This window comes from Pseudoalteromonas sp. XMcav1-K (genome assembly GCF_044005875.1).
Lineage (GTDB): Bacteria > Pseudomonadota > Gammaproteobacteria > Enterobacterales > Alteromonadaceae > Pseudoalteromonas > Pseudoalteromonas spongiae.
This window is the reverse complement of record NZ_JBIPJE010000035.1, coordinates 148,544-173,177: the sequence shown is the minus strand read 5'-3', so window position 1 is coordinate 173,177 and position 24,634 is coordinate 148,544. Positions and strand designations below refer to the sequence as shown.

Annotated in this window: 24 protein-coding genes; 14 read left to right on the top strand and 10 right to left on the bottom strand. The window is 41.8% G+C overall.

Going from position 1 to position 24,634, the window contains the following annotated elements:
* From ACHSBP_RS06975 to ACHSBP_RS06940, 8 genes are read left to right on the top strand one after another with little or no spacing between them, the layout of a single operon-like run.
* Window positions 1-750, top strand: a complete 750-nt coding sequence (locus ACHSBP_RS06975) for a heme ABC transporter permease (protein ID WP_010560554.1) — start codon at window positions 1-3, stop codon at window positions 748-750.
* Window positions 740-940, top strand: a complete 201-nt coding sequence (ccmD, locus tag ACHSBP_RS06970; RefSeq protein WP_010560553.1) for a heme exporter protein CcmD — start codon at window positions 740-742, stop codon at window positions 938-940. Before ACHSBP_RS06975 ends, ccmD begins: the two co-directional genes overlap by 11 nt.
* Window positions 937-1,419 carry a cytochrome c maturation protein CcmE gene (gene ccmE, locus ACHSBP_RS06965; RefSeq protein ID WP_010560552.1) on the top strand — a complete coding sequence of 161 codons (483 nt, stop codon included), beginning with the start codon at window positions 937-939 and terminating at the stop codon, window positions 1,417-1,419. Before ccmD ends, ccmE begins: the two co-directional genes overlap by 4 nt.
* Window positions 1,420-1,421: 2 nt before the next feature.
* Window positions 1,422-3,383, top strand: coding sequence for a heme lyase CcmF/NrfE family subunit (locus tag ACHSBP_RS06960; protein ID WP_010560551.1), 1,962 nt, complete (start codon window positions 1,422-1,424; stop codon window positions 3,381-3,383).
* Window positions 3,380-3,949 (top strand): redoxin family protein, encoded by a 570-nt coding sequence (locus ACHSBP_RS06955; RefSeq protein WP_010560550.1) that lies wholly within the window; start codon window positions 3,380-3,382, stop codon window positions 3,947-3,949. Before ACHSBP_RS06960 ends, ACHSBP_RS06955 begins: the two co-directional genes overlap by 4 nt.
* Window positions 3,949-4,407, top strand: a complete 459-nt coding sequence (locus ACHSBP_RS06950) for a cytochrome c-type biogenesis protein (protein WP_010560549.1) — start codon at window positions 3,949-3,951, stop codon at window positions 4,405-4,407. The genes ACHSBP_RS06955 and ACHSBP_RS06950 overlap by 1 nt, the downstream gene beginning before the upstream one ends.
* Complete coding sequence (gene ccmI, locus ACHSBP_RS06945; RefSeq protein WP_395388430.1) at window positions 4,404-5,663, top strand: c-type cytochrome biogenesis protein CcmI; 1,260 nt, start codon at window positions 4,404-4,406, stop codon at window positions 5,661-5,663. The genes ACHSBP_RS06950 and ccmI overlap by 4 nt, the downstream gene beginning before the upstream one ends.
* A 19-nt stretch (window positions 5,664-5,682) precedes the next feature.
* Window positions 5,683-6,447, top strand: a complete 765-nt coding sequence (locus tag ACHSBP_RS06940) for a VacJ family lipoprotein (RefSeq protein ID WP_395388429.1) — start codon at window positions 5,683-5,685, stop codon at window positions 6,445-6,447.
* Window positions 6,448-6,531: 84 nt separating this feature from the next.
* On the opposite strand, the gene ACHSBP_RS06935 is transcribed toward ACHSBP_RS06940, so the two are convergent.
* Window positions 6,532-7,755, bottom strand: coding sequence for an EAL and HDOD domain-containing protein (locus ACHSBP_RS06935; RefSeq protein WP_395388428.1), 1,224 nt, complete (start codon window positions 7,753-7,755; stop codon window positions 6,532-6,534).
* Window positions 7,756-8,003: 248 nt separating this feature from the next.
* On the opposite strand from ACHSBP_RS06935, the gene putP reads away from it, so the two are divergent.
* The 3 genes from putP to ACHSBP_RS06920 all read left to right on the top strand — a co-directional run bounded on the left by putP (window position 8,004) and on the right by ACHSBP_RS06920 (window position 13,834).
* Entirely contained in the window at window positions 8,004-9,488 is a 1,485-nt protein-coding gene (gene putP / locus ACHSBP_RS06930) for a sodium/proline symporter PutP (protein ID WP_395388427.1), read from the top strand.
* A gap of 40 nt (window positions 9,489-9,528) precedes the next feature.
* The gene (locus ACHSBP_RS06925; protein WP_395388426.1) at window positions 9,529-11,133 is read left to right on the top strand and encodes a mechanosensitive ion channel family protein; all 1,605 of its coding nucleotides are present in this window, start codon (window positions 9,529-9,531) and stop codon (window positions 11,131-11,133) included.
* Between the two features lie 421 nt (window positions 11,134-11,554).
* A complete protein-coding gene (locus ACHSBP_RS06920) occupies window positions 11,555-13,834 on the top strand; it encodes a TonB-dependent receptor (RefSeq protein WP_010560543.1) in 2,280 nt (759 codons plus the stop codon).
* 134 nt (window positions 13,835-13,968) lie between these two features.
* Here ACHSBP_RS06920 and ACHSBP_RS06915 read toward each other — a convergent pair whose 3' ends face one another.
* A complete protein-coding gene (locus ACHSBP_RS06915) occupies window positions 13,969-14,826 on the bottom strand; it encodes a hypothetical protein (protein ID WP_395388425.1) in 858 nt (285 codons plus the stop codon).
* Between the two features lie 329 nt (window positions 14,827-15,155).
* Between ACHSBP_RS06915 and ACHSBP_RS06910 the strand changes: the two genes are divergently transcribed.
* Genes ACHSBP_RS06910 through ACHSBP_RS06900 form a run of 3 tightly spaced genes read left to right on the top strand, consistent with a single transcriptional unit; the run spans window position 15,156 to window position 16,989 of the window.
* Window positions 15,156-15,455, top strand: a complete 300-nt coding sequence (locus tag ACHSBP_RS06910; RefSeq protein WP_010560541.1) for a hypothetical protein — start codon at window positions 15,156-15,158, stop codon at window positions 15,453-15,455.
* Window positions 15,456-15,459: 4 nt separating this feature from the next.
* Window positions 15,460-16,116 (top strand): HAD family phosphatase, encoded by a 657-nt coding sequence (locus tag ACHSBP_RS06905; protein WP_010560540.1) that lies wholly within the window; start codon window positions 15,460-15,462, stop codon window positions 16,114-16,116.
* A gap of 48 nt (window positions 16,117-16,164) precedes the next feature.
* Window positions 16,165-16,989: a DNA ligase gene (locus tag ACHSBP_RS06900; RefSeq protein ID WP_010560539.1), complete on the top strand. Its 825-nt coding sequence runs from the start codon at window positions 16,165-16,167 to the stop codon at window positions 16,987-16,989.
* Window position 16,990: 1 nt separating this feature from the next.
* On the opposite strand, the gene ACHSBP_RS06895 is transcribed toward ACHSBP_RS06900, so the two are convergent.
* From ACHSBP_RS06895 to hppD, 8 genes are all read right to left on the bottom strand, one after another.
* The gene (locus tag ACHSBP_RS06895; RefSeq protein WP_010560538.1) at window positions 16,991-17,449 is read right to left on the bottom strand and encodes a methylglyoxal synthase; all 459 of its coding nucleotides are present in this window, start codon (window positions 17,447-17,449) and stop codon (window positions 16,991-16,993) included.
* 11 nt (window positions 17,450-17,460) lie between these two features.
* On the bottom strand, window positions 17,461-18,096 hold the full coding sequence (locus ACHSBP_RS06890) for a LysE family translocator (RefSeq protein ID WP_010560537.1): 636 nt from the start codon (window positions 18,094-18,096) through the stop codon (window positions 17,461-17,463).
* 12 nt (window positions 18,097-18,108) lie between these two features.
* A complete protein-coding gene (locus ACHSBP_RS06885; RefSeq protein ID WP_040642463.1) occupies window positions 18,109-19,266 on the bottom strand; it encodes a multidrug effflux MFS transporter in 1,158 nt (385 codons plus the stop codon).
* A 112-nt stretch (window positions 19,267-19,378) separates the two neighbouring features.
* Complete coding sequence (locus ACHSBP_RS06880; protein ID WP_395388424.1) at window positions 19,379-20,026, bottom strand: peptidylprolyl isomerase; 648 nt, start codon at window positions 20,024-20,026, stop codon at window positions 19,379-19,381.
* Window positions 20,027-20,416 (bottom strand): polymer-forming cytoskeletal protein, encoded by a 390-nt coding sequence (locus ACHSBP_RS06875; RefSeq protein WP_010560534.1) that lies wholly within the window; start codon window positions 20,414-20,416, stop codon window positions 20,027-20,029.
* Window positions 20,403-21,623, bottom strand: coding sequence for a peptidoglycan DD-metalloendopeptidase family protein (locus ACHSBP_RS06870; RefSeq protein ID WP_395388423.1), 1,221 nt, complete (start codon window positions 21,621-21,623; stop codon window positions 20,403-20,405). Before ACHSBP_RS06870 ends, ACHSBP_RS06875 begins: the two co-directional genes overlap by 14 nt.
* 171 nt (window positions 21,624-21,794) lie before the next feature.
* Entirely contained in the window at window positions 21,795-23,108 is a 1,314-nt protein-coding gene (gene fahA / locus ACHSBP_RS06865) for a fumarylacetoacetase (RefSeq protein ID WP_395388422.1), read from the bottom strand.
* Between the two features lie 148 nt (window positions 23,109-23,256).
* Window positions 23,257-24,303, bottom strand: coding sequence for a 4-hydroxyphenylpyruvate dioxygenase (gene hppD / locus ACHSBP_RS06860; RefSeq protein WP_395388421.1), 1,047 nt, complete (start codon window positions 24,301-24,303; stop codon window positions 23,257-23,259).
* Window positions 24,304-24,634: the final 331 nt, after the last annotated feature.

Below are 24,634 nucleotides of genomic sequence, written 5' to 3'. Positions count from 1 at the left end.
ATGTGGAAGTGGTTACATCCATATGCGAAAGCAGAAAAAGCGTATCAAGTATGCAATACCTTGATGCCGTACTTTGCCGTCGTTGCCGTGATTGGTTTGATTGTGGGTTGGACTTGGGGTCTTGCGTATGCGCCAGCTGACTATCAACAAAAAGACAGTTATCGAATTATCTTTATTCATGTTCCTTCCGCCATATTGTCAATGGGGGCTTACACCTCAATGGCAATTACCGCATTTATTGCCATGGTGTGGCAGATCCGAAATGCTGAATTGGCCGTAATTGCTATTGCACCAGTGGGCGCAGCAGTCGCAGCAATTGCCTTAATCACTGGTGCTGCATGGGGTAAACCTATGTGGGGTACTTGGTGGGTTTGGGATGCTCGCTTAACCACAATGCTGATTTTATTGTTTTTATATGTTGGTGTGATTGCGCTTTATCACGCTTTTGAAGATAAAGGTGCAGCAGGTCGCGCATCATGTATCTTAGCCATGGTTGGTGTAGTTAATGTGCCTATTATTCATTACTCAGTAGAGTGGTGGAACACCTTGCACCAAGGCTCAACGATTACCAAGTTTGATGGTTCAGCAATTGATAGCAGCATGCTATATCCATTGCTTATTAATATTTTGGCATTTGCATGCTTAATGGCTGTTATCGTGCTAATGCGTTTAAAGAATGAAATTTTAGAAAGAGAAAAGCACCGCCCCTGGGTGCGTAATTTAGTGAGTGGAGGTAAAAATGCAGTTTAACTCGCTTTCAGAATTTTTCGCGATGGGTGGCTATGGCTTTTATGTCTGGCTCTCATATGGGGCATGTGCAGTGATTTTATTAGGTATTTTTATATCGAGTAAACGCACTCACGGCAAAATTTTAGAAGATGTAAAATCGCAAATTGCGCGCGAAGCACGTATTAAAAAGGCGAAGGAGCAGGGGCTGTGAATCCAAGACGTAAAAAACGAATGTTTACCATTATTGCGGTGCTTTTGGGTATTGGCTCGGCAATTGGCTTAACGCTTTACGCGTTGCAAGAAAATATCAACTTATTTTATACCCCGTCAGAGCTAATTGAAGGTAAAGGGCCAAATAAAGAAAAGCCATTTGTCGGTCAAAAGTTACGCATTGGCGGTATGGTTGTACCGGGTTCAGTAGTACGTAACGAAGAATCGTTAGATGTTGAATTTAAACTGATTGATACCGGTCCTTTAGTAACGATCCGTTATCACGGTATTCTTCCAGACTTATTCCGTGAGGGTCAGGGTATTGTGGCACAGGGCGTGCTAATTGAACCTAATGTCATCGAAGCGTTCGAAGTACTTGCTAAGCATGATGAAGAATACATGCCTGCTGATGTTGCTGAAGCAGTTAAGGGCATTAAACACGAAAAACCAAAATATAACCTAAATAACGGCGGTTACTAATTATGATTGCTGAATTAGGTTATTTATCGTTAACGCTGGCGCTAGCGTTTTCGATATTACTCAGTGTGTATCCTATGTATGGTGCTGTAAAAGGCAATTTACGCCTAATGCAAAGCGCACCATCGTTTGCTTTAGCGCAGTTTGTTTTTACTGCGATTTCATTTGGTATATTAATTTATGTAACCTTGATAGATGACTTCACGGTTGCTTATGTTGCAAGTCACAGCAGTACAACCTTGCCATGGTACTATAAAGTAACCTCTACTTGGGGCGGTCACGAAGGTGCGGTATTACTTTGGGTATTAATGCAAACAGGTTGGACGGCGATTGTTGCATTTGCGTCTAAATCATTACCGTGGCAATTGCGTGCGCGCGTACTGTCTATTTTAGGCTTTTTAGGCCTAGGCTTTATTCTTTATACGCTGCTAATGTCGAGCCCATTCGAACGTTTACTGCCTTATTTCCCAATCGAAGGGCACGATTTAAATCCATTGTTACAAGATCCGGGCATGATTATTCACCCACCTTTATTGTACATGGGTTACGTAGGTTTATCGGTGTCGTTTGCATTTGCGATTGCGGCGCTGTTAATGGGCAAGTTAGATAATACCTGGGCAAAATGGTCACGGCCTTGGACTATGGCCGCGTGGTTGTTCTTAACACTTGGTATTACGATTGGTTCTTGGTGGGCTTATGCCGAGCTTGGCTGGGGCGGCTGGTGGTTCTGGGATCCAGTTGAAAATGCATCACTAATGCCATGGCTTGTAGCAACTGCACTTATCCACTCACTTGCGGTAACTGAAAAACGAGGCGTATTTAAGTCGTGGACGGTATTACTCGCGATTGCAGCGTTCTCGTTAACACTGCTTGGTACCTTTATTGTGCGTTCGGGTATTATTGTATCGGTACACGCCTTTACCACTGATCCAGGTCGTGGTTCGTTTATTCTGTCGTTCCTTGCCATTGTTGTAGGCGGTAGTTTGCTACTCTATGCATTAAGAGCGGGCACGGTCGAATCGACGTCGCGTTATAAGTTTTTCTCTCGTGAAGTAGCGCTATGGCTCAATAACTTATTATTGTGTGTTTCAATGTTAATAGTACTGCTTGGTACTTTATTGCCTATGGTGCACAAAGAGCTTGGAATGGGCACAATTTCAATTGGTGTACCTTTCTTTAATCAAATGTTCTTCTACTTGTTAATGCCGTTCTCTTTACTATTAGGCTTAGGGCCTATGCTGCGCTGGAAACAAAATAAGTTTTCTCATGTTATGAAAAAGCTGGTTGGTGCACTTGTTGTGACAGCTGTCGTTACTTTTGCATGGCTTTATTCAAGTTATGAAAATGTGTCGACTACCACCTTAGTGGGTGTTTTCTTTGCCCTTTGGGTTTGTTTAACAGTGGCGATTGATTTGTTTGAAAAGTTAAGCAAAGAAGGCATGTCACTGACAAAATTGGGTAACAGTTTTTGGGCGATGCATACTGCTCACTTAGGCTTTGCTTTTGTGGTACTCGGTGTCACGCTAACGTCAGCTTACTCGGTAGAAAAACAAGTAAAAGTTAACCCTGGTGAGCAAGTTCAACTCAATGATTACAATTATCGTTTTGACGGTGTTAAAGCCATTGTTGGCCCTAACTATAAAGGTCATGCTGGCGTTGTAACTGTCTTTAAAGATAACCAAAAAGTAACAGAGCTTTACGCCGAAAAACGTCAATACGATGTAGGCATGCAAGTAATGACTGAAGCGGCTATCGATGCCAAGTTAAGTCGTGATTTATACCTTGCGTTAGGTGAACAGCTAAGTAACGGCGCGTGGGCACTGCGTATTTACGAAAAGCCGTTTGTACGCTGGATGTGGCTTGGTGGTATTTTAATGTCGCTTGCTGGTGTATTTATGATGCTTGATAAGCGCTATCGCCGTAAAACGGCGGCATCTAAGGCAACCATTAAAGGGGCTATTGCATGAAAAACAAAACTTTAATGTTAGTGCCGTTTATTATTTTTGCTGTGCTGTGTGTCTTTTTACTGAAAGGTTTATTTGGTAATCCAAAGGAAATTGAAACTGGGCGTATAGGGCACACTATGCCAACGTTCAGTCTGCCGGATCTAATGGATGAGAATAAGCGCTGGAGCGATAAAGATTTACTCGGCGAAGTGTACTTATTAAATGTGTGGGGGACTTGGTGCCCAACGTGTTTAATTGAATTACCTTATTTGACTAAATTGCGCGGACAAGGTGTAAAAATTATCGGTTTGTATTACGAACAAAGCTATGACCCAGACTTTGGTGATGTGTTTGATTTACCTGCATTGCAAAGTGAAGTAAAGGGTATGTTGGCGCGCACAGGTGACCCGTATCAATTTAACATTCTCGATCTTAATCGCACACTGGCGTTAGATTTAGGTGTTTCGGGTGCGCCAGAGCACTTCCTAGTAGATAAAAACGGTAAGATAATTTTACATCACACCGGTGATATTAATGAACGAGTATGGCGTGCCAAGTTTGCACCTAAGTTATTAGAGCTCCAGTAATGAAGAATTTTTTAATGGTTTTATTAACGGTATTTGCTGCGCAGCTATTTGCCGCCGAGAACCAATATCAATTTAATAGCGCAGAAGAAGAGCAATTATTTCGCCAATTAACGGCTGAATTACGTTGCCCAAAATGTCAAAACCAAAATATTGCAGACTCCGATGCAGTGGTTGCTAAAGACTTACGTGATAAAGTGCTTCAGCTAGTACAAGAGGGTAATACTAAAGACCAAGTGGTTGACTATATGATCGATCGCTATGGTTATTTTGTTCACTACAAGCCGCCAGTGACACCGTTAACACTGCTTCTTTGGGTGTTACCACTTGGCTTTGTGTTGCTTGGTTTTGTGTTTATTTTATTTAAGCAAAAGAAACAAGCACAAAGTCGTTCAACGTGGACGGATGCAGATGAACAAAAACTGTCAAAACTGATTGCCAAGTATAAGGAAGTAGCATGATCACGTCATTTTATATCTATGCTGCTGCGTTAATTGTATTTGGTTTATTGTTCGTCGTTTTTCCATTTATTCGTAAAGAAAAAGCGGTAAAAACGAGTCCTAATGCAAACGCACTTCGTATTTCAGACTATGAGTCGCGTCTTGATGAATTAAAACAAGAAGTTGATACCGGTAAACTGAGTGACGATGCCTATAACACTGCGGTAATTGAGCAAAAACAAGCTTTATTACAAGAGCTTGCGCCTGAGCAACAATTAAGCCAGCGCGGTAACCGTTCAGTTATTGCGCTCACGGCAAGTATGTTTACGCTAACATTCTGCGCGGTGTTTTATTTAATGACAGGTAGCTTTAACTTACTTACTCAGTGGCAGCAAGCGAAAGATAACTTGCCTGAGCTCGGAAAGCGTGCGGTATTGCAGCAGGGCGAACCTTTGTCTAATAATGAGATGCAACAGCTGGCGTTAGGTCTGCGCACTAAATTAGCCGAGCAGGGCGACGACGAGATGGCTTGGTTGTTACTTGGCCGCATTATGCTTATGCTAAATGATTTTGAAGCAGCGAACATGTCGTTTGATAAAGCGCTTGCGATGAACCCAAAAAGCGTAAATGCGCTAGTTAGTAAGGCACAAGTGCTGATGCTAGAAGGTTCAGAAAGTTCGATGAATCAAGCAGCGAAGGCGGTTTCTCAAGTATTAAAGTTAGAACCAAGCAATACTGACGCACTCTCAATGCTCGCATTAATTGCTTATGAGCGTGGTGATTGGCAACAGTCACTGGCTGCATTTGAGCTTATTCTGGGACGTATGTCGACAACTAACCCGAGCTACGCAATGTTGTCAGCGCGCGTTGAAGAGTTAAAAGCGAAAGTTGCTGAGCAATCTAACACTTCTAAACAAAATTCACTTGGACAAGGGCGTTCAGTCGCGGTAAATATTACGTTATCAGATGAACTGAAAGACAAATTACCGCGTAATGGTGTGTTATTTGTATTTGCAAAGGCCGAGAGCGGCCCTCCAATGCCGTTAGCTGTTGTGAAAAAATCACAATGGCAATTACCGTTGCAAGTAACGTTATCAGAAAGTGATGCGATGGTTGCGGGCATGAGCTTTGCTGAGTTTAAGCGCGTTAAAGTTGTAGCGCGTGTGAGTAATGACGATAAAGTTGATACGCAAGCTGGCGAACTTGAAGGACAGAGCAAAGGTTTTGATATCGAGCAGGTCAATCAAGTTGAATTAACAATTGATACACTACTTTAAGTTTTAATAGGGATACTGAGTGCTTAATCAAAAAATCCAGTCTGTGGTTAGCCTGTTAGCGGCAGTAGTTGTACTGCTGCTAACGGGTTGCGCACAGGTGCCACCAGAAAAAGACGATCCACGAGATCCGTTGCAATCGATGAATCGTCCGATTTATGACTTTAATATGGATGTCTTGGATGCATACGTATTGCGCCCAGCTGCAGTAGGTTACAGCAAGGTAACGCCTCAGCCTGTGCGTAATGGTTTAGTTAATGCAACGAATAATCTCGATGCACCGATTGATGCGACAAACTCGTTGCTGCAGGGCAAAGTTTCAAATTCGGGCGTTAGCGTTGCACGCTTTTTAGTGAACTCGACTGTGGGTATTTTTGGTATTTTTGATGTTGCCTCAGAGATTGGTTTGGTTGAAGAGCCGGAAGACTTTGGCCAAACACTCGGTGTATGGGGAGCAGGCGACGGACCTTATTTAATGTTTCCTGCTTACGGGCCAAGTACGGCGAGAAATATCTCTGGTGATGTGATGGATGCGTTTGTATTGCCAAGTATCTCGCTTGGTACACCAGCCACAATTGGTAAGTGGGTGATTAAAGTGTTAGAGGCGCGTGCATCGCTTATTCCTCAGGAGGCTTTGCTGAACGAATCACTCGATCCATATTTGTTTATGAAAGATATTTATCTTCAGCGTCAGCTTTACGAACTGCATGATGGTAATCCACCGTTACCAAAAGTCGAAAAGACCGAAGAAGAAACTGCGAATGATGATTTCTTCGAGAACTTGTAAAGTGCTAAACTATTTCGCTTAAGACATAAAAAAAACCGACTTAATTGTCGGTTTTTTTATGAGCAAAATAGATTGTCTCTGAACTTAGTTACTCATTGCTTCCATTTGTAAATTAGCCCACTGCAATGCATCGTGGTATGCAGTTGGAATATCATCTGCATTTAAGCTCAGTTTGGTTTGAATCTCATTGGCTTCTTGCCATTTTGCTTGTTCATACGCTTCAACCAAACCAAGGTAGTCTGCTAAACGCCCTTCACGCTTTAGAATGGCAAGTTTAATCTCTTCAGAGAGCGGTAGCTTTTCTAAAATGGCGTCCATAGACTGATCTAAAATACCGTCGATAAGCGACAACATGCCAGTTAAAAACGCTTTAGATGATTCTTGGAACTGACCGGATTGCTCTGATAATTGCTCAGCAAATTTAGCGCGTGTTAAGCAAAGGCGCATTAGTTCAGGTGGCTTATCAGAAGCAACCTGTGCGGTAAATAGCACTGATAAGAAACGTTTTAGTTCTTCTACACCTAGTACAACTAACGCTTGTTTAATGGTGCTGATTTCTGCGCGGCGTTTAAATGCCGCCGAATTTGAATAACGTAATAACTTGTACGATAAGTTAACATCACGCTCAAATACTTCGGTTACTTTCTTTAAGTCCATATCTGGGCTTGATGTTTGGTAAAGCAGTTCAGCTAATGTCATTTCGTTTGGCGCTAGCGCACGGCTTTGTACCACTTCAGGTTTAGCAAAGAAGAATCCTTGGAAGTAATCAAATCCAAGTTCCATTGCTTTTTCAAATTGCTCATGTGTTTCTACTTTTTCTGCGAGAAATTTGATACTTGGGAAGTCTTTGGTTTGAGCAATGATTTCTTGTATTTGCTCAAGCGAGGTGTCAAGCCAGTCAATTTTGATAATATCGACGAAGGGGTAGAAGTGACGCCATACGGGGGCATGTTTGTAGTCGTCTAACGCAATCGTATAGCCCATTTCTTTGAGTTCTTTTACGGCGGCTAATAGGCGTTTTCCCGGTTGTACGGTTTCAAGTATTTCAACAACGACTTCTTTTGTCTCAAGGGTTTTTGCGTACCCTTTTAATAATGTCTCAAGAGTGAAATTGATAAATGCAGGCTTATCGCCTGTCATATCCTCTAAACCAAGGCTTAATTGGCTACCTTCAATTAAACGTGATGTTGCTTCGTCTTCGTTTATATTAGGAAATACATTTTCTAAACTGTCTCTGAAAAGTAGTTCGTAGCCAATTAGCTTCTTTTCTCGGTTTAGAATAGGCTGTCTCGCTGCATAAAAATACATAAAAGCAGAGGTCCTGTATGTTGTCTTTAGAATTTTTTATGACTTGAATATAGGATAATTGAGTGTGCATTTCACCTGTTTTTGGTTATTTTTTCCTAGGTGAACAAATTTGACGCACTATCAGTTGCATTAATCGCAAGAAATAAACAAATCAAAGTAATGTTTTGATATAGTGAAATATTATGACAGCTCGCATTTGATGTGAAAATGCGAATAAAGTACTAAGTTTAGTACCTAGGAGAGATAACTTGGAATTCGGCACAATTTTTTCGTTAGCCTTATATTTTATCGTGATGTTAGGCATAGGTTTTTATGCCTATAAAAAGTCAACGAGCGATGTATCAGGCTATATGCTAGGCGGCAGAAATTTAAGCCCAAGTGTAACGGCATTATCGGCGGGCGCTTCCGATATGAGTGGCTGGATGCTAATGGGTCTTCCAGGTGCGATGTACTTGTCGGGACTCAGTAGTGCATGGATTGGCATTGGTTTGATTATTGGTGCGTATCTTAACTATCTGATTGTTGCACCGCGTTTGCGTAGTTATACCGAATTGGCAAATGACTCAATTACGCTTCCTGATTTTTTCGAAAACCGATTTAACGATGATAAGCGCGTGCTACGCGTTATCTCATCAATTGTAATTATTATATTTTTTACACTTTACACCTCATCTGGTGTGGTTGCAGGCGGCAAGCTGTTTGAATCAAGTTTTGGCTTAAGCTACGAGTTAGGTTTGTATGTAACTGCTGGCGTCGTTGTTGTGTACACTTTGTTTGGTGGTTTTTTGGCGGTTAGCCTGACTGACTTTGTACAAGGTTGCATTATGTTTTTAGCCTTAGTGTTAGTGCCGTTTGTGGTGCTGAGTGAAGTTGGCGGATTATCTAATGCGGTGGCAACGGTAGAACAAATTAACCCAAGTTTACTCAGTTTTGCGTCGGGTGTTTCGGTACTGGGTGTTATTTCTGCGATGGCATGGGGTTTAGGTTATTTTGGACAGCCACATATTATTGTGCGCTTTATGGCTATTCGCTCAGTTAAAGATTTACCGACTGCGCGTCGTATTGGCATGAGTTGGATGATTGTGTCGCTTATCGGTGCATTAGCAACAGGGTTTGTTGGTGTTGTGTATGTCAATCAGACGGGTACTGAATTAAAAGATGCTGAGACCATCTTTATTTTATTATCTCAAGTGTTGTTTCACCCATTAATTGCAGGCTTTTTATTAGCGGCAATTCTTGCTGCGATTATGAGTACGATTTCATCACAGCTATTGGTAACGTCTAGCTCGCTTACTGAAGACATTTACAAAGCGTTCTTTAATCAACAAGCGTCACAACACACCTTAGTGACGGTAGGCCGTATTTCAGTGCTTGCAGTAGCGTTGCTTGCTATTTTCCTTGCATATGACCGTGACAGTTCAATTTTAAGTTTAGTAAGTAATGCTTGGGCTGGCTTTGGTGCGGCGTTTGGACCGGTTGTTATACTCAGTTTGTATTGGTCGCGTATGACTAAGCAGGGCGCGCTTGCAGGTATTATTTCGGGTGCGGTGACAGTATTACTGTGGATTTATTTACCAATTAGTGTAAATGGTGATAGCTTAAGTAGCTTAATGTACGAAATCGTACCCGGCTTTATTATTGCTACTTTGGCGATTGTGATTGTCAGTCGCCTTACTGACGAACCAAGTGACGAACAAGTAGCGTTATTTAATAAGGTAAAAAGCCACAGTTAATCGCTAAAATAAACTCAAATGTGAATAGGGAATGTAGCACATGAAACACACAATCTGGCACGGTTTACTTTTGAGTTTATTCCTGTTTTTCGGCGTTGCGTTAGCGCAGCCGAAAAACGAAGTAACCGTTAAAGATTTGCTTGAACAAGAAGACGTTGAACAAACTCATTCACAAGACAAGTCACTTAATACCTTTATCGGCTGGGATATGCTCGGTCGCGAAACACCACGCAGCAGCATGCAAGGGTTTTTAACCGCCGCACGTGAATCAGATTATGAACAGGCTGCAAATTACCTCGATTTTCGCAATCTACCTTTTAAGGTAGAAGAGACACATAAAACTGAAATCGCCCGCCAATTACATGTCAGTTTAGACCGTGCACTGTGGGTTGATATTGATGGCTTGTCGAACGACCCATTGGGCACCTTGCCTGAAAATGTACCAGACTATCGCGACTTAGTTGGCACTATAGATACGCCTGAAGGCAAAGTAGCAGTGCTGCTGCAACGAGTCCCGTTTAACGATAATCGAATTTGGAAAATCTCTAATGCCACAGTGGCAAAAACCCCGTTGCTCGATAAATATTACGGCTACAGTGAGTTAGGTGAATGGCTATCGATGAATTTGCCAGGTTATCGCTTTATGGGAGTGATGTTATGGCAATGGCTTTATTTTTCGGTAACCTTGCTGCTTTATGTGGTGCTTGCCTCAGTGGGCTTTTGGCTTTTAATCCGTATTACCCGTTTTGCCAATCTTAAAGTTGCTAATTATTTACAGTTTCTCTATGGCCCATTAAGCTTTTTGACTGCCACGATTCTAGCGCGTAATTACGCAGATACCTCGAATGTAACTTTTGCGGTAAAAGCCGTTGCTGAAGCGTCGACATTATCTATTTTGGCGTGGTTGTGGTTTTTATGGCGCATTGCTGATTTGTTTAAACAAAAGTATTCAGAAAAACTGATTGCCGAGGGAAAAGATCATGCAACCTACTTACTAAGGCCTGCGGGCAATGTTGTTAAGTCATTATTGGTGATTGCAGCTGCCTTAATTTGGTTAGAGAATTTAGGATTCAGTGCCACTACCATTATGGCTGGTTTAGGAATTGGCGGTTTGGCTGTTGCACTTGCGGCGCAAAAGTCGGTCGAGAACTTAATTGGGGCGATCACTCTCTATTCATCAACGCCTGTTAAAGTGGGTAACTTATGTCGTATTGGCCAGTTTATTGGCACAGTTGAAGAGATTGGCTTACGCGCCACTCGCGTGCGTACTATCGAACGTACAGTGGTGTACATTGCCAACGCTAAGTTTATTGATATGGAAATCGAAAACTTTTCGGAACGTGAAAAAATGGCGTTTCGCCCTAAGTTATTGCTTGCGATGCCAGAATCAAACAGCCAGTTGGAGCAGTTCAATGTGGCGCTAAAGGCTTTATTAGATAGCCACGAATTGATAGATGAAAATCCGTGTCGTGTTTATTTTAAAGGGTTTAGCCCGTTTGCAGTTGAATTGTACGTGCTGTCGTATATTGCTACCACAAACTTCGAAACCTATTTGCAAGTGAGTGATGAAATTCACTTTCAAATTATGGCATTGTTGCATCAACATCAACTTACTTTGGCATCACCGGAGTTACTCTCAGCGTAGAAATGTAAATTTCATGTAACTGCTGTGCGGCCATTTGTCCTTTCTTTAAATGTACTTTTTCAGAGTATTTTGCAAAAAATGCTGCTAAAAGATGCAAAAAAGTGCATTTAAACTATATTTCATATTCGATCTGTTGAAACTTTTCAAGGATATATGTCCTTTTTAAACGGTGCCAATTTGTATTATTTTTGCCGCAAATGGATACGGGTGTAAACAACATGTTAACCGAAAGGCTGGCTGTTGCGGCGATGTTCAACCCGCAGTATTAAGTACTCGTATTGATGGGTCCGCGTTAAACACGTGTAAAGTTGAACTTCGCCATTCACTTTAAAAGGATACAAGCATGATTATGACTGTCTCAAGACAACTGAGTTCAGCTAATCAAACGTTTTATTTTGAGTGCACAAGGTTTTAAACCACCATGAAATATCTACAAAAGTCAAAGCTAGCTAAATTAATTCAAGGCTCGTTATTCTCATCATTAGTTTTATCAGGTGCTGCGGTTGCACAGGGTGAAGAAGCAGGCGCTGAATCTGCACAATTAGAAGTGATTCAAGTAACTGCTCGTAAACGTGTTGAGAACGCGCAAGAAGTGCCTGTTGCGGTTTCTGCGCTACAAGGCGATAACCTAGACGCATACAGTTCTGCTGGTATGGATATCCGTTTTATGAACGCGAAAATCCCAAGCTTATCAGTTGAATCTTCTTTTGGTCGTACTTTCCCACGTTTTTACGTGCGCGGTTTAGGTAACACCGATTTCGATCTGAATGCATCACAGCCAGTATCGTTAGTGGTAGACGACGTTGTACAAGAAAGCCCTATTTTAAAAGGTTTTCCGGTATTTGATGTTGAGCGTGTAGAAGTACTTCGTGGTCCTCAAGGTACATTATTCGGCCGTAACACGCCTGCAGGTCTTGTAAAGTTTGACTCAGTTAAGCCGTCGCAAGAATTTGAAGGTTACGGTGCATTATCTTACAGCACATTTAATTCAGTCGATTTTGAAGGTGCTGTAGGCGGTGGTTTAACCGATAACCTTTCAGCTCGTGTTTCAGTACTTAAGCAAACGCGCGACGATTATATTGATAACCGTGCGCCAAATAACTTCATCAATGATGTAACCGGTGGTTACGATGAGCAAGCGGCACGTATTCAATTTTTATATGAGGCAGGTGATTTCACTGCGTTACTAAATTACCACACGCGTGATTTAGATGGTAAGCCAATTGTTTTCCATGCAAATGCAATTGAAAAAGGCACAAACAAGCCTGTTGCAGGTTTTGATCCTGAAGTGATTTACCAAGACTCAGTTCAATTTGCTACACAGCAAGTTGAGTCACAAGGTTCAAGCCTTAAATTAGAGTATGATTTTGAAGATCATACGCTTACGTCAATCACTGGTTGGGAAAGCGCTGAGATTTACTCACGTGCAGACGTTGATGGTGGTTATGGTTGCGGTAACGACTTTGTATTTGGTTGTCCAACACCTGAAATGGGTCCTGGCTTCATTTTCCTAGCATCAGAAAGTGCTGACGCAATCCCATCACACGACCAGATTTCACAAGAAATTCGTTTAGCAAGTAACTTTGCTGGTGATTTTAATTACCAAGTGGGTGCGTACTACTACAACGAAGAACAAACAATTGAAACCTTTGGTTTTGATGGTTTAGGTGGCGACTTTAATTGGGGTTATGTATTCCAAGAGCAAGATACAACGGCTTGGGCTGTATTTGCTTCAGCTGATTACCACGTTTCAGATAAGTTAAAAGTGAGCGGTGGTCTTCGTTATTCAGATGACAAGCGTGATTTTAGAGCGGTACGTCTTGTAACTCCGGGCGATTTCAACAATATCGACCTAGAAAAATCTGCTAACCCAGAAGACTCACACGTATCATGGGACTTAAGTGCAGCTTATAAGCTTACTGATGATGTAAACCTATTCGCACGTGCAGCAAACAGCTTCCGCGCACCAAGTGTTCAAGGTCGTATCTTATTTGGTGACGAAGTAACTGTAGCTGACTCTGAAACTATCAACTCAATTGAGTTTGGTGTTAAATCAGATGTATTAGATGGCCGTGGCCGCGTAAATGCGACAACGTATTACTTCCAGATGGATGACCAGCAAGTAACTGCAGTAGGTGGTTCTGCAAACTTTAACCGTTTACTTAACGCTGATAAAACAGTTGGTTACGGTCTAGAGTTAGATTCAGAGTGGATTTTAACTGATGAGCTATTCGCTACATTCAACATCAGCTACAACAAAACTGAATTACAAGACAACTCACTGTTCTTGCAAGGCTGCTTTAACTGTACAATTACAGACCCATTTGTTGAAGGTAAAGGCTATAGCTTAGACGGCAACAGCTTACCGCATTCACCAGAGTGGATCTCTAACTTCACACTTCGCTACAGCAAAGAAATTGGCGACGGTGAGTTCTTCGCATACACTGATTGGTCTTACCGCAGTGCAATTGACTTCTTCTTATATGAGTCTGTTGAATTTGAAGGCGAAGCATTACTTGAAGGCGGTATTCGCTCAGGTTACCTGTGGGAAGCTGGCGACAATGAATACGAAGTATCTGCATTTGTTAGAAATATTACTGATGAGCAAGTATTCATTGGTGGTGTAGATTTCTCAAACAATGCTGCTATGGTAAACCAACCTCGTATTATGGGTGTTGAGTTTAAGGTGTCATTTTTCTAAACACCTGTTTATTTAGATTTCATAGCAAAAAGCTCATCAATCGATGGGCTTTTTTTTCGTTTAGCGATTGTTTAATACATATTTTATTAAGTATATCTTCCTATAAAACAATACGCTTACACTTTCTGAATGGCTTACGGTGATTGTATTTGGTAATTGGGTGCATCCGATGCATTTAGTATTTTCCAGTTTGAAGTGAGAGGGTGATTAATACCCACCGCCAAATAAGCGCTAGTTATTTTATTTTCGCGATGAAGTTGCTCAAGCCCTTTATTTAATGCGTCTGCAATTCGTTGATAATTAGGAAATTGAGTTGATATTGCGAAATGACGGCTATCCCACAATACCGCTTTTACATTTGGAATAGGCGCCAACTGCTCAAAGCTTAAATCATCATCATTTATGCGAAAATGCAGCAAGGTAAAATCGGCAATTTCACTTTTAACAAGGCGCTTCATATTTGGAAATGATTCGATATGTGCCAGCTTGATTGGGTTTAACTGATTAATTGCCTGCCAGTCAGCACTCCAAAAGCGATTTGAGATTGCGGTTAAGCGCGATATGTCCTCTTTATTTTGCGCTTTTAATGCACGCTCGTTATTTACTGACGTATATAAACCAACATCGTATTCACCATTGCGAATAACCGCTTGGCTCGAGCGTAATGTAGTGGCATGACTTGTAATATCAGAAAGCCATAGCGTGTCGGCGCTTAATGCGTATTTTCCGCTTTTGAGCAGTTCGATATTGCGGCCATATACCGAATTATCAAAATATACTAAACGACACTGGCATTTGCCCAAGTGCAATGCTTGATTGAGCAAAATAACATCAACTAGATCGCGCCCCTGCGGTAAATTTGAAAAATCTGAGATAGACAGAATATCGGTCTGTTTACTTAAGCGTTGTAAGTGTAGTTTGACGTCTTCAGCGATTAAAACGGGTACATCAATAAGTTCTGTTGATTTAGCGTTAGATTGAACGTTAAACACGAATATCAGCAATATAACTACTTTTTGCAACCACATACTTTCTACACTAAATTGCTTACTTATTCACTATACAAACAGTTTGCGCATATTTATGCAAGCTTTAAGCAGTTGTATGCTGCGAACTTTGTGTTTACTTCGTTACTTGTATCGCGTTTTATTTATTTTGAGCGACCAAACTAGATTAATTTAGCTTTGCAAACGAAACATTTCGTTTGATTTATATAAGGTTAAATAGACGCCAGCATAAATAGCTGTTTGCAGCACATTAGCTATCCATATCTGAGGTGAAATATGCTACAGTCAGCGCGCGTTAACTAGAGGAAAATATTATGTCTGCATTTTGGAATTATCGCGTTATTGAATGCCCAAGTGACGAAGGTACACTGTTTCAAGTACATGTTGTTGAATACAATATTAATGGTAAAGCAGTTAATTGGTCTGAAACGGCTGAGGGTTCGTTTGGTACAAGCTTAACGGGCTTAGCAGAAGATATTGAGCGTCAAAAACAGGCGTTAGAAAAGCCAGTGCTCACCGTAAAGCGCTTAGTGCGTGGTTATGAATTGGTAGAAGTGGAAAGTGGCGACGTGGCAAGTTCGCCAGTGCCAGAGTCACTACAAGAGCAAGGCTAAGCCAATGTCGTTAAGTGCAGTTTATTTTGACTTAGATGGTACATTGGTTGATTCCGAGCATTTGCATGCCGTTAGTTGGAACAAGGTACTTGCGATGTTTGATTTACATTTTAGTGAGACTGAGTTTTGCCAGCAGTTTGCTGGTAAACCAACGCTTGAAGCGGCAAAAGTGCTTGTTGAAGAGCACCAGCTGGGTTTATCCGCATCGGCATTAGCAAAGAAGAAACACATTGTATTCGCTGAGATATCTAAATTGCATTTACCCGCATTATTACCGGGTGCAAAAGCGTTGCTAGCGTGGTGCCGTGAGCAGGGACTAAAGGTTGCGTTAGTGACCGGGAGTGCAAAAGAAGAAGCGCATTCTATTTTGACAGGACATGATCTTGCAAAGTACTTTGATGTGATTTTCACACGTGATGATGTTGAACAGCCAAAACCGCATCCAGAGCCTTATTTAAGGGCAATCGCGCACTTTTCATTAACAGCAAGTTCAGGGCTTGCGGTTGAAGATACCGTAACCGGCTCTAGCAGTGCCAAATCGGCTGAACTATACACTGTTGTGGTGCCTAATAAATACAGCCTAAGCGCTGACTTTTCACACGCTGATAGTCGCTGTTCATCGTTACTTGATGTTCAGGCACTTATTGCCAGCAAACTTTAAATTTTAAAGTACACTTTAAAGAGCCGTTGAATTTTCAAGGAGGAAATGATGGCTCTTAAAATTACTCTATTCTTAATCTTCTCACTTGTTACATCTGCTGCTTACTGTGTCGAAGTGCAGCTTGCCAAATCTTATCAAAAACAGCCCATTAATGATTACCTAGTGAGCGAAAAGCTTGATGGCGTTCGTGCCATATGGAAAAACAACCAGCTTGTGACGCGAAATGGTAACGTTATTCATGCGCCCACTTGGTTTACTGAACATTGGCCGAGCGAGTGGCTTGATGGTGAATTGTGGAGTAGCCATGGTGGTTTTGAGTTTATTGCCAGCACGGTACTCGATATCAAGGCAAATCATCAAGCGTGGCGTAAAATCAGGTTTTATGTATTTGATATGCCGAATCACAGCCAAGCATTTCACCAGCGCTACTTGAATTACAAAACATTGATAGAAGCCACGCCTTCTGATTATTTGGCGGCAATTGAACAGCGTCAATTTACTACTTATCAGGAGTTGGATACCTACTATCAAGCCCGAATAAATCAAGGCGCCGAAGGCATTATGCTGCATGCAAAACGTGCTCAGTTTAGCGATGGCCGCAGTGATAACTTACTTAAGCTCAAGCCGCATCAGGATGCTGAAGCGAAGGTAGTGGGTTACAGTCCGGGTAAAGGAAAATACCATGGGTTAGTTGGCGCATTGATTGTTGAGCTGCCAAGTGGTCAACAAATCAAACTGGGCAGTGGCTTGTCAGATGTTATGAGAAACACACCGCCCGAGATAGGGTCAATGGTGACATATCGTTACAATGGCTTGACGAAATACGGCAAGCCTCGTTTTGCACGGTTTCTGCGTGTCAGGCACTCTGAGTGATTTAATCGAGGCGATCGGCCAAATAATTATGGTAGTCAGGAATTGTGCGATGTATTTGTTGCGACATCAGCTCGCTGGCAATTAGCATATCAGCTGTTGCTTCATTACAGGCAACGGGAATATTCCACACCGCAGCTAGTCGCAATAATGCTTTCACGTCAGGGTCGTGAGGCTGAGAAGCAAGAGGATCCCAAAAGAAAATCAGTAGGTTGACTTCATGCTCGGCGATTTTAGCACCAAGTTGTTGGTCGCCGCCCATAGGACCGCTTAAAAGCTTTTCAACCGCCAGCCCAGTGGTTTTTTCAATTATGTGGCCAGTTGTACCGGTACCGTATAAATTGTGCTGACTGAGTACATCTTGGTGTTTTTGACACCACAGAGTTAGCGCTGATTTTTTACCATCGTGGGCAACAAGCGCAATGCTTTTTTTGGCAGGGATCGCAGTGGTAATTTGTTCCATGTTTTCACACTTTAAAATACTTCGAACACCAAGCGTAACCCCAATACAACAAAAATACTACCGGCAATACGATCAATCCATTGCTGCGCGCTTGGGTGATGTTTAAAGTAACCTGCAATCTTGTTCCCGCTTTTTACGTACAACACATCAATAGGGAAAGCCAAAATTGGATACAGCAAGCCAAAAATAAGCAACTGTAACCATACCGGTGTGCTTAGCGAACTGTCGGCGAATTGCGGAATAAAGGCTAAAAAGAAGAGCGCAACTTTTGGGTTAAAAATCTCGGTAAGCATAGCTTGTACGAAGATGTTTTTTTCTTTTTTATTTGATAGCTCACAATGAATAACTTCTGGTTTTCGTAAGCTATCAATAATGCTGGTGACACCTAAATAAACAAGGTAAAGCGCACCTATTATCAGCACTGTTTGATACGCTAACTGAGATGTTTTTAAAATAACACTGAGGCCAGCAACGGCTAATATTGTGTGTATTACACCCGCAGTGGCGAAGCCAAATGCTGTTTGCATGCCCGCGTCTTTGCCCTTAGCAAATGTTTGCGCCATTAAAAATGCATTTGACGGCCCCGGAGACACCGCTAGTAAAAAGCTTAAGGTGATAAATGACAGCAGCGATTCAAAGTTAATCATTAATTGATGTCTCTAGTTGTACGTTGGTTTTGCCGCGCTTTGATAGCGTTTTAGCGTTAATAAAAAAGGCAGCACACTGAGTAAGTGCAGCGCAATAATAAATGGAATCGCAAGCGGTAGGTATTGGGTTAAGCTAACGATTAATCCAGCGCCGCTCATTTGCATCATGCCAAGCAAGGCTGAGGCTTTGCCTGCTTGCTTTTTGAAAGGCCCTAGCGCGTTACCTGCAGCTGCGCCCATAGTGAACGAAAAGCCAATTGAGCCGACAAAAATAGCAGCCATAAAGCTACTTACATTGGCAAGCGTAAATTGAAATAGTAAAACTAAACACGCAGCGCTAACCATCAACAATAAACCACATAACAAGGCGAGTGATGTAGAGCGCTTGATCAGTTGCGGTGCCGTGAAACTGGCGATAATACTGACTGTGGCATTGATGCTAAACCAGAGCGTAAACTCTTGCTCTGTTAGTCCTTGTTGATTAATTAAGTAGTTAGGCGCCTGTGCGACAAATGCCAAAATAGCGCCCATTGCCAGCATGCAAATGGTGGCATTAAACAAAAACGTTGGGTGTGAAATTATCTGCCAATAAGACTGTTTTTCTTCAGTTTGTTGCTGAGTTGCAATAGCAGGGCGTTTAGGAATCGCAACCAACAACACGATAAATCCGATTGCGGCAAATCCGGCTAAAAAGTAAAAGTTAGTTTGCCAGCCAAATTGCAAGGTTAGCCAAGCGCCTAAAATAGGGGCGAGTGCAGGAATAAAGCACACTATACCATTTAAGTATGAAATTACTTGGGCACTTTTGTTGGCATTGTAATTGTCGCGTACTAACGCAAATGTGCTAACAAATGTTGCTGCGGCACCAATGCCTTGAATGATACGGGCGATAATTAGCAAGGTGACGGTATCGGAAAACGCCGCAAGTACTGAGCCAATAAAGTAAGCAAAAACGCCAAATATCGCTATTTTTTGGCGGCCAAAACGGTCGCTTAACGGGCCAAGTAAGAGCTGTCCAAAGCCCACACATAACATATAAACGGTAATGCTTGATTGAATATTGGTAATTGACGTATCGAGTTTGTCAGCCATCTGAGGCATGGCTGGTAGGTAAAGGTCGATTGCCATTGGACAAAAGATGACAAGCAGAACGAGGGCGAGTTTTAGCATAATCTCACTACAATTATCAGGGGCGGTGAATTGTATACGTTATGCTTAGAAGATCCAAGCCTTAAGCGTTGGCTCAAGGCTTGTGGTTAGCGCTTGGTTACTAAATGATTTGTTATTCAGTAATTATATGCGCTGATTGGATAATCAGTTGTTGTTTTGGCTTACCAAAGCGTGTCGCGTTTTCGTTAAACAGATCTAACACTGCTTCATCGCTTACTAGCTTACCAAAAACGGTATGTTTGCCATCTAGGTGCGGGGTTGCGCGAAAAGTAATAAAAAACTGGCTACCATCAGTATTTGGACCGGCATTGGCCATACTCAAGAGGCCTTTTTGGTCATGCGATACCAAAGGTTCAAATTCACCGCCGTAACGATACCCTGGGAAACCTTGCCCATTGCCAAGTGGGTCGCCACCTTGCGCCATAAAATCGGTAATAACTCGATGAAACGTCAGTGAATCGTAAAAACCAAGCTTGGTTAAATAAATCGTACTTGAGGCATGCATAGGCGCTGTTTTATGAAACAGTTCAAATTTCATTTCGCCTAAACTTGTTTTAAGTACCCAGTAGTAGGTTGTGTCTTGTGCAAATTCAAGTTTTGGCGGCAGCGTTAATTTGGTGCGCCACTTCTCGTCTTGCTTATCGACTTTCTGTTCGCTAATAAATTGCTCAACTTGCTTTACAGCAGGATCTTGAAACCAACATGCAGATAAAATAGCGGCTGATGTAAGCGCGAGTAGGGTATTACGTAATAAAGTCATTTAGGCTGTCTTCTTTTCTTTTTTCGGTTCTTTTTCTTCAGTATTTGTTACTACAGGCTTTGCTGCTTGTGTCATAGAGCCTTGAATTGAAGCGCCTTCTTGAATGCTAATAGTGTCGTGAAAAATATCGCCAACTACATTTGCCGATTGCTCTAGTACTACTTTTTTAGCCTTAATAGTACCTTTAACAGTGCCTTTTACGATTACTTCTTGCGCGTTAATATCGCCTTCTACACGACCGTCATTGCCGATAGTTAGGCTTTGTACATTCACTTCGCCAATGATGCAGCCTTCTAACTGAATTGTGCCTGAGTTGTTAATTGTCCCGGAGATTTCAACGTCTGATGAGATAATAGAAGGAAACGAATTTTTTTTCTTATTGGAGAACATTCTCAAATGCCTTAGTTAATTTTAACGGGTTAATATGTTTTTCATTGTGTAAAATTTCATAATGTAAATGGGTGCCTGTACTGCGTCCTGAGTTACCCATTAACCCGATAACTTGGTCCTTTTGTACTTCTTGTCCACGTTTTACGTTAATTTTAGCTAAATGCCCGTAGCGTGTTACGAATCCATTCTTATGTTCAATTTCGATAAATTTACCATAGCCGCCATTGCGACCTGCACGTTTTACTGTGCCATGTGCTGGGGCAAAAATTTCAGTTTTGTGCCAGCCAGCTAAATCAACGCCGCGGTGCATTGCTCTGCGCTTGGTAACAGGGTCGGTACGTAGGCCATAGCTACTTGAAACATAAAATGCTTTAGCCGGCAAACTGGTCGGTAGTAATTCAAGATTACCGCTTAGCTGATTAAGTACTACGATTTTATCTAATAGCGCTTGCTGATCTTTACTCAGTACAGACGCATCAACCGCATTAAATGGACCACCTTGAGCTGTTTCATCTAACTCTTTGTTAATTAAGGTTGTGTGGTCAACTCCAGCTTTTTCCAACGCTTTTAATAGGCTCTCAGTACGGCCATCGACAACTTGAGCAAGGGTAGTGAACTGAGTATCAAGCAGTTGGTTTTCACGCGCGATGTCATTTTCAATGGTTTCTTCGCTAGTGCTGTCATCTTGCGTGTCAGATTCACCTTCACTTTCAGCCTTAGGCTCAGGTTTGCTATCTTGTTTTTTATCTTGCGCTTTTTTTGTAACGTCAGCGTCTTCTGGCTTTGTTTCGGTGTCAGATATTTTCGCTTGTTGCTCTGTTTGAACAGGAGCATTTTCTTTTTGCGTGGCGTCTTGTTGCGCCTGAAATTCTTCTTGCTGTGCTTCAGGTAATGACTCAAGCATATTGGTCATTAGTTGTGATTTTTCATCAATTTGAGAAATGCGACTTGAAAGTTCGCTGTGTTTTTCACGATAGGATAGGTGTAGCGCATCGAGTTCAGATTGTTTTTGCTCAATGACTTGCTGTTGTTCGGTGATCACGCCATTTAGCTCAACATATTGATAGCTACCCGCACCAGCAATAACGCACACAGCAAGACCTACGAAAAATAGCATTACTTGCAGCCAGCTTGGCAAAGTAAGGTATTTTACGTCACCGTTTTGGCGGATCAGTAACTGTTTATCTGGAAAAAGTGCTTTTAACATTATGAAAACCGACGTAGTTAAATATACTGCCTTTGATTATTATTAATTAGCAGGCAAGTTAACCGGTACAAGATACCAACATACTGCAAAAAATCCAGAAAAATTTTTGAAATACGACTTAAGAAGGAGTATTAGGTGGCAATTTGCTTGCCACCTAAAAAGGGCAGGAGGTTACTTGGCAGGTAATACCGTGCCTTCAACGCGGCCAAAGCCAATGCGGTTAAAGCCGTCGGCTTCACACCAACCACGCATAATCACTTTGTCGCCATCTTCCAAGAACTTACGCTCTTCGCCATTGTTAAGTTTAATGCTTTCTTTACCACCACGAGATAGTTCAAGCATTGAACCTGCTTCTTCATGTTCAGGGCCTGACTGAGTACCTGAACCTAGCATGTCACCTGGAATAAAGTTACAGCCATTTACCGTGTGGTGTGTCACCATTTGCGCTACTGTCCAGTAACTGTGTTTGAAGCTCGACTCAGAAAGCTTGCTTGGTGCAGCGCCGTCAGCACGCATTTTTTCAGATTCAAGTAACACATCCATCTGAATATCGAATGCGCCTGCTTCACGGTTGTGTGAAGACTCTAAGTAGTCAAGCGGCTGTGGATCGTTTTCATCACGGTGCCACTGTGTACGGTAAGGCGCTAATGCTTCAGTAGTCACAATCCAAGGTGATACAGTCGATGCGAAGTTTTTCGCAAGGAATGGTCCTAGCGGCTGATATTCCCACGCTTGTAAGTCACGCGCAGACCAGTCATTAAATAAACAGAAACCAAATACATGATCTTCTGCATCTTCAATGCTAATTGCATCGCCTAACTCGTTGCCTTTACCAAGGTAGATACCTAGCTCAAGCTCATAGTCCATACGTTTTGCAGGACCAAATGACGGAACGTCTGCATCAGGCGCTTTTGTTTGGCCTTTTGGACGAGGGAAGCTTTGACCTGACACGCCAATTGATGATGCGCGGCCGTGATAACCGATTGGCACCCATTTGTAGTTAGGTAAAAGCGGGTTATCAGGGCGGAATAAGCTACCTACCGCTGTTGCGTGGTAAATTGATGTGTAGAAATCGGTGTAGTCGCCAATATGACATGGAAGTGCATATTCAACGTCATCTTGCGCTACCAGTGCAGATTCAAGAGCACTTTGCTGCTCAGAGCCTTCACGTAGTGCTTTTGAAAGCGCTAAACGTAGAGCAGACCAATATGCCTTACCCATGCCCATAAACTCGTTGAGCGCAGGGGCGTTAGCTGCTTCTACAGCTTCTTGAGCAATGCCTGAGAAAATGCCCGCATCTGCAACTACGGCTAAATCTAATACTTGGTCACCGATTGCGACACCACCGCGAAATTCTTCTGACGATCCTTTACGACGGAAAGAAGCAAATGGCAGGTTTTGAATTGGGAAGTCATTGCCAGCAACGTTTGCGCTGCTTACCCAGCTTTTTAAATTAATATCGTGCGTTTCATTGATAAAAGACATGGTCTTTCCTTTTGCTTTTATTGGCTTAGGCTAAATATGGCGATTGAATTAATAAATTCAAGTTTGAAAACATGTTAGCCTTGAAATAGCAAAAGCAGCTTGGCCAAAAAAGACGAAAGCTGCTTTTTATGTTGTTAGCTTATCTTACTTAGATAACACCACGGCGCTCTTGGTCACGCTCGATTGATTCGAACAATGCTTGGAAGTTACCTTCACCAAAACCACCATCGTCAACACGTTGGATCATTTCGATAAAGATTGGGCCAAATAGGTTTTTAGTGAAGATTTGCAGTAAGTAACAATCTTCGCTTTGGCTATCTACCAGAATTTGGTGCTCTCTGATTTTATCTTTGTCTTCTTTAACCCAAGGAACACGGTCAAAAATAGTGTCGTAGTAATGATCTACGATATCTAAAGTTGCAATATTTGTTTGGTCTAGCTTATCTAGAGAGCCCACTAAGTCGTTGGTTAAAAACGCTAAGTGTTGAACACCTGGGCCATTGTATTCATCTAGATATTCATCAATTTGGTTGTTGTTATCGTCTTTACCTTCATTGATTGGAATCGAGAATGTGCCACATGGTGACTTAAGTGCGTAAGACAATAGTGCCGTTTTCTGACCTTTAATGTCGAAGTAACGTACTTCTTCAAAACCAAATACGTCTTTGTAGAAGTTCGCCCATGTTTCCATAGTGCCTTTGTAAACATTGTTAGTAAGGTGGTCGATGCGAAGGAAACCTTTGTCTTCAACAATGTTTTGCTCAGCTAAGTCTTCAAAGTCATTTGCATAGATAGAGCCTTTATCACCAAATACGTCGATGAAGTAAATTAGGCTGTCACCAATACCGTAAATTGCTGGGTATGGTAAATCTTTATTAGCCGCATCTGTTGCAGGCTTTGCACCGCGCTCAACAGCAACATCAAATGCTTTTTGTGCATCAGCTACACGCCAGCCCATTGAACAAATTGCAGGGCCGTGTGATTTAGCAAATTCAGCTGAAAAACCGTCACGCTCATTGTTTAGTAAAAAATGAATATCATGTTGGTTGTAGTAGGTGATGTCTTTACCTTTAAACTTTTTCAGTTTTGAAAAACCAAAGTCTGAAAAGATCTTGTCCATATAATCTGCATCTGGTGTCGCATATTCAGTAAATTCGATACCTAATAAACCGAGTGGGTTATTTACTTGAGTCATTTTTTGTCCCCTAAAGAGTGAGAGATGGCTTATTACGTTTCGAGTGGCCAACTCTTTAAACACGAATTGGCTAGATAATTATGCAAAAGTTGTAAAAGGAAAAGAGCTAAGGTGATTTTGCTAGAGGTGGCTTTTTGTAAACTTTTAAATACAAAAAAGGCAATATTTAGCTGTTTCTTTTAATGCGATTTATTGGTGCATAAAAAATATCCTATTTTGCACGAGTAAAATTTTGATTTCTGCGGTGTGAATGGTGAGTAGATAAAAACAGACTAAAATGTAGCACTGTTAATAGCGTGTGATTTTTGCTCATTTTTGTGCAGTTTTATTT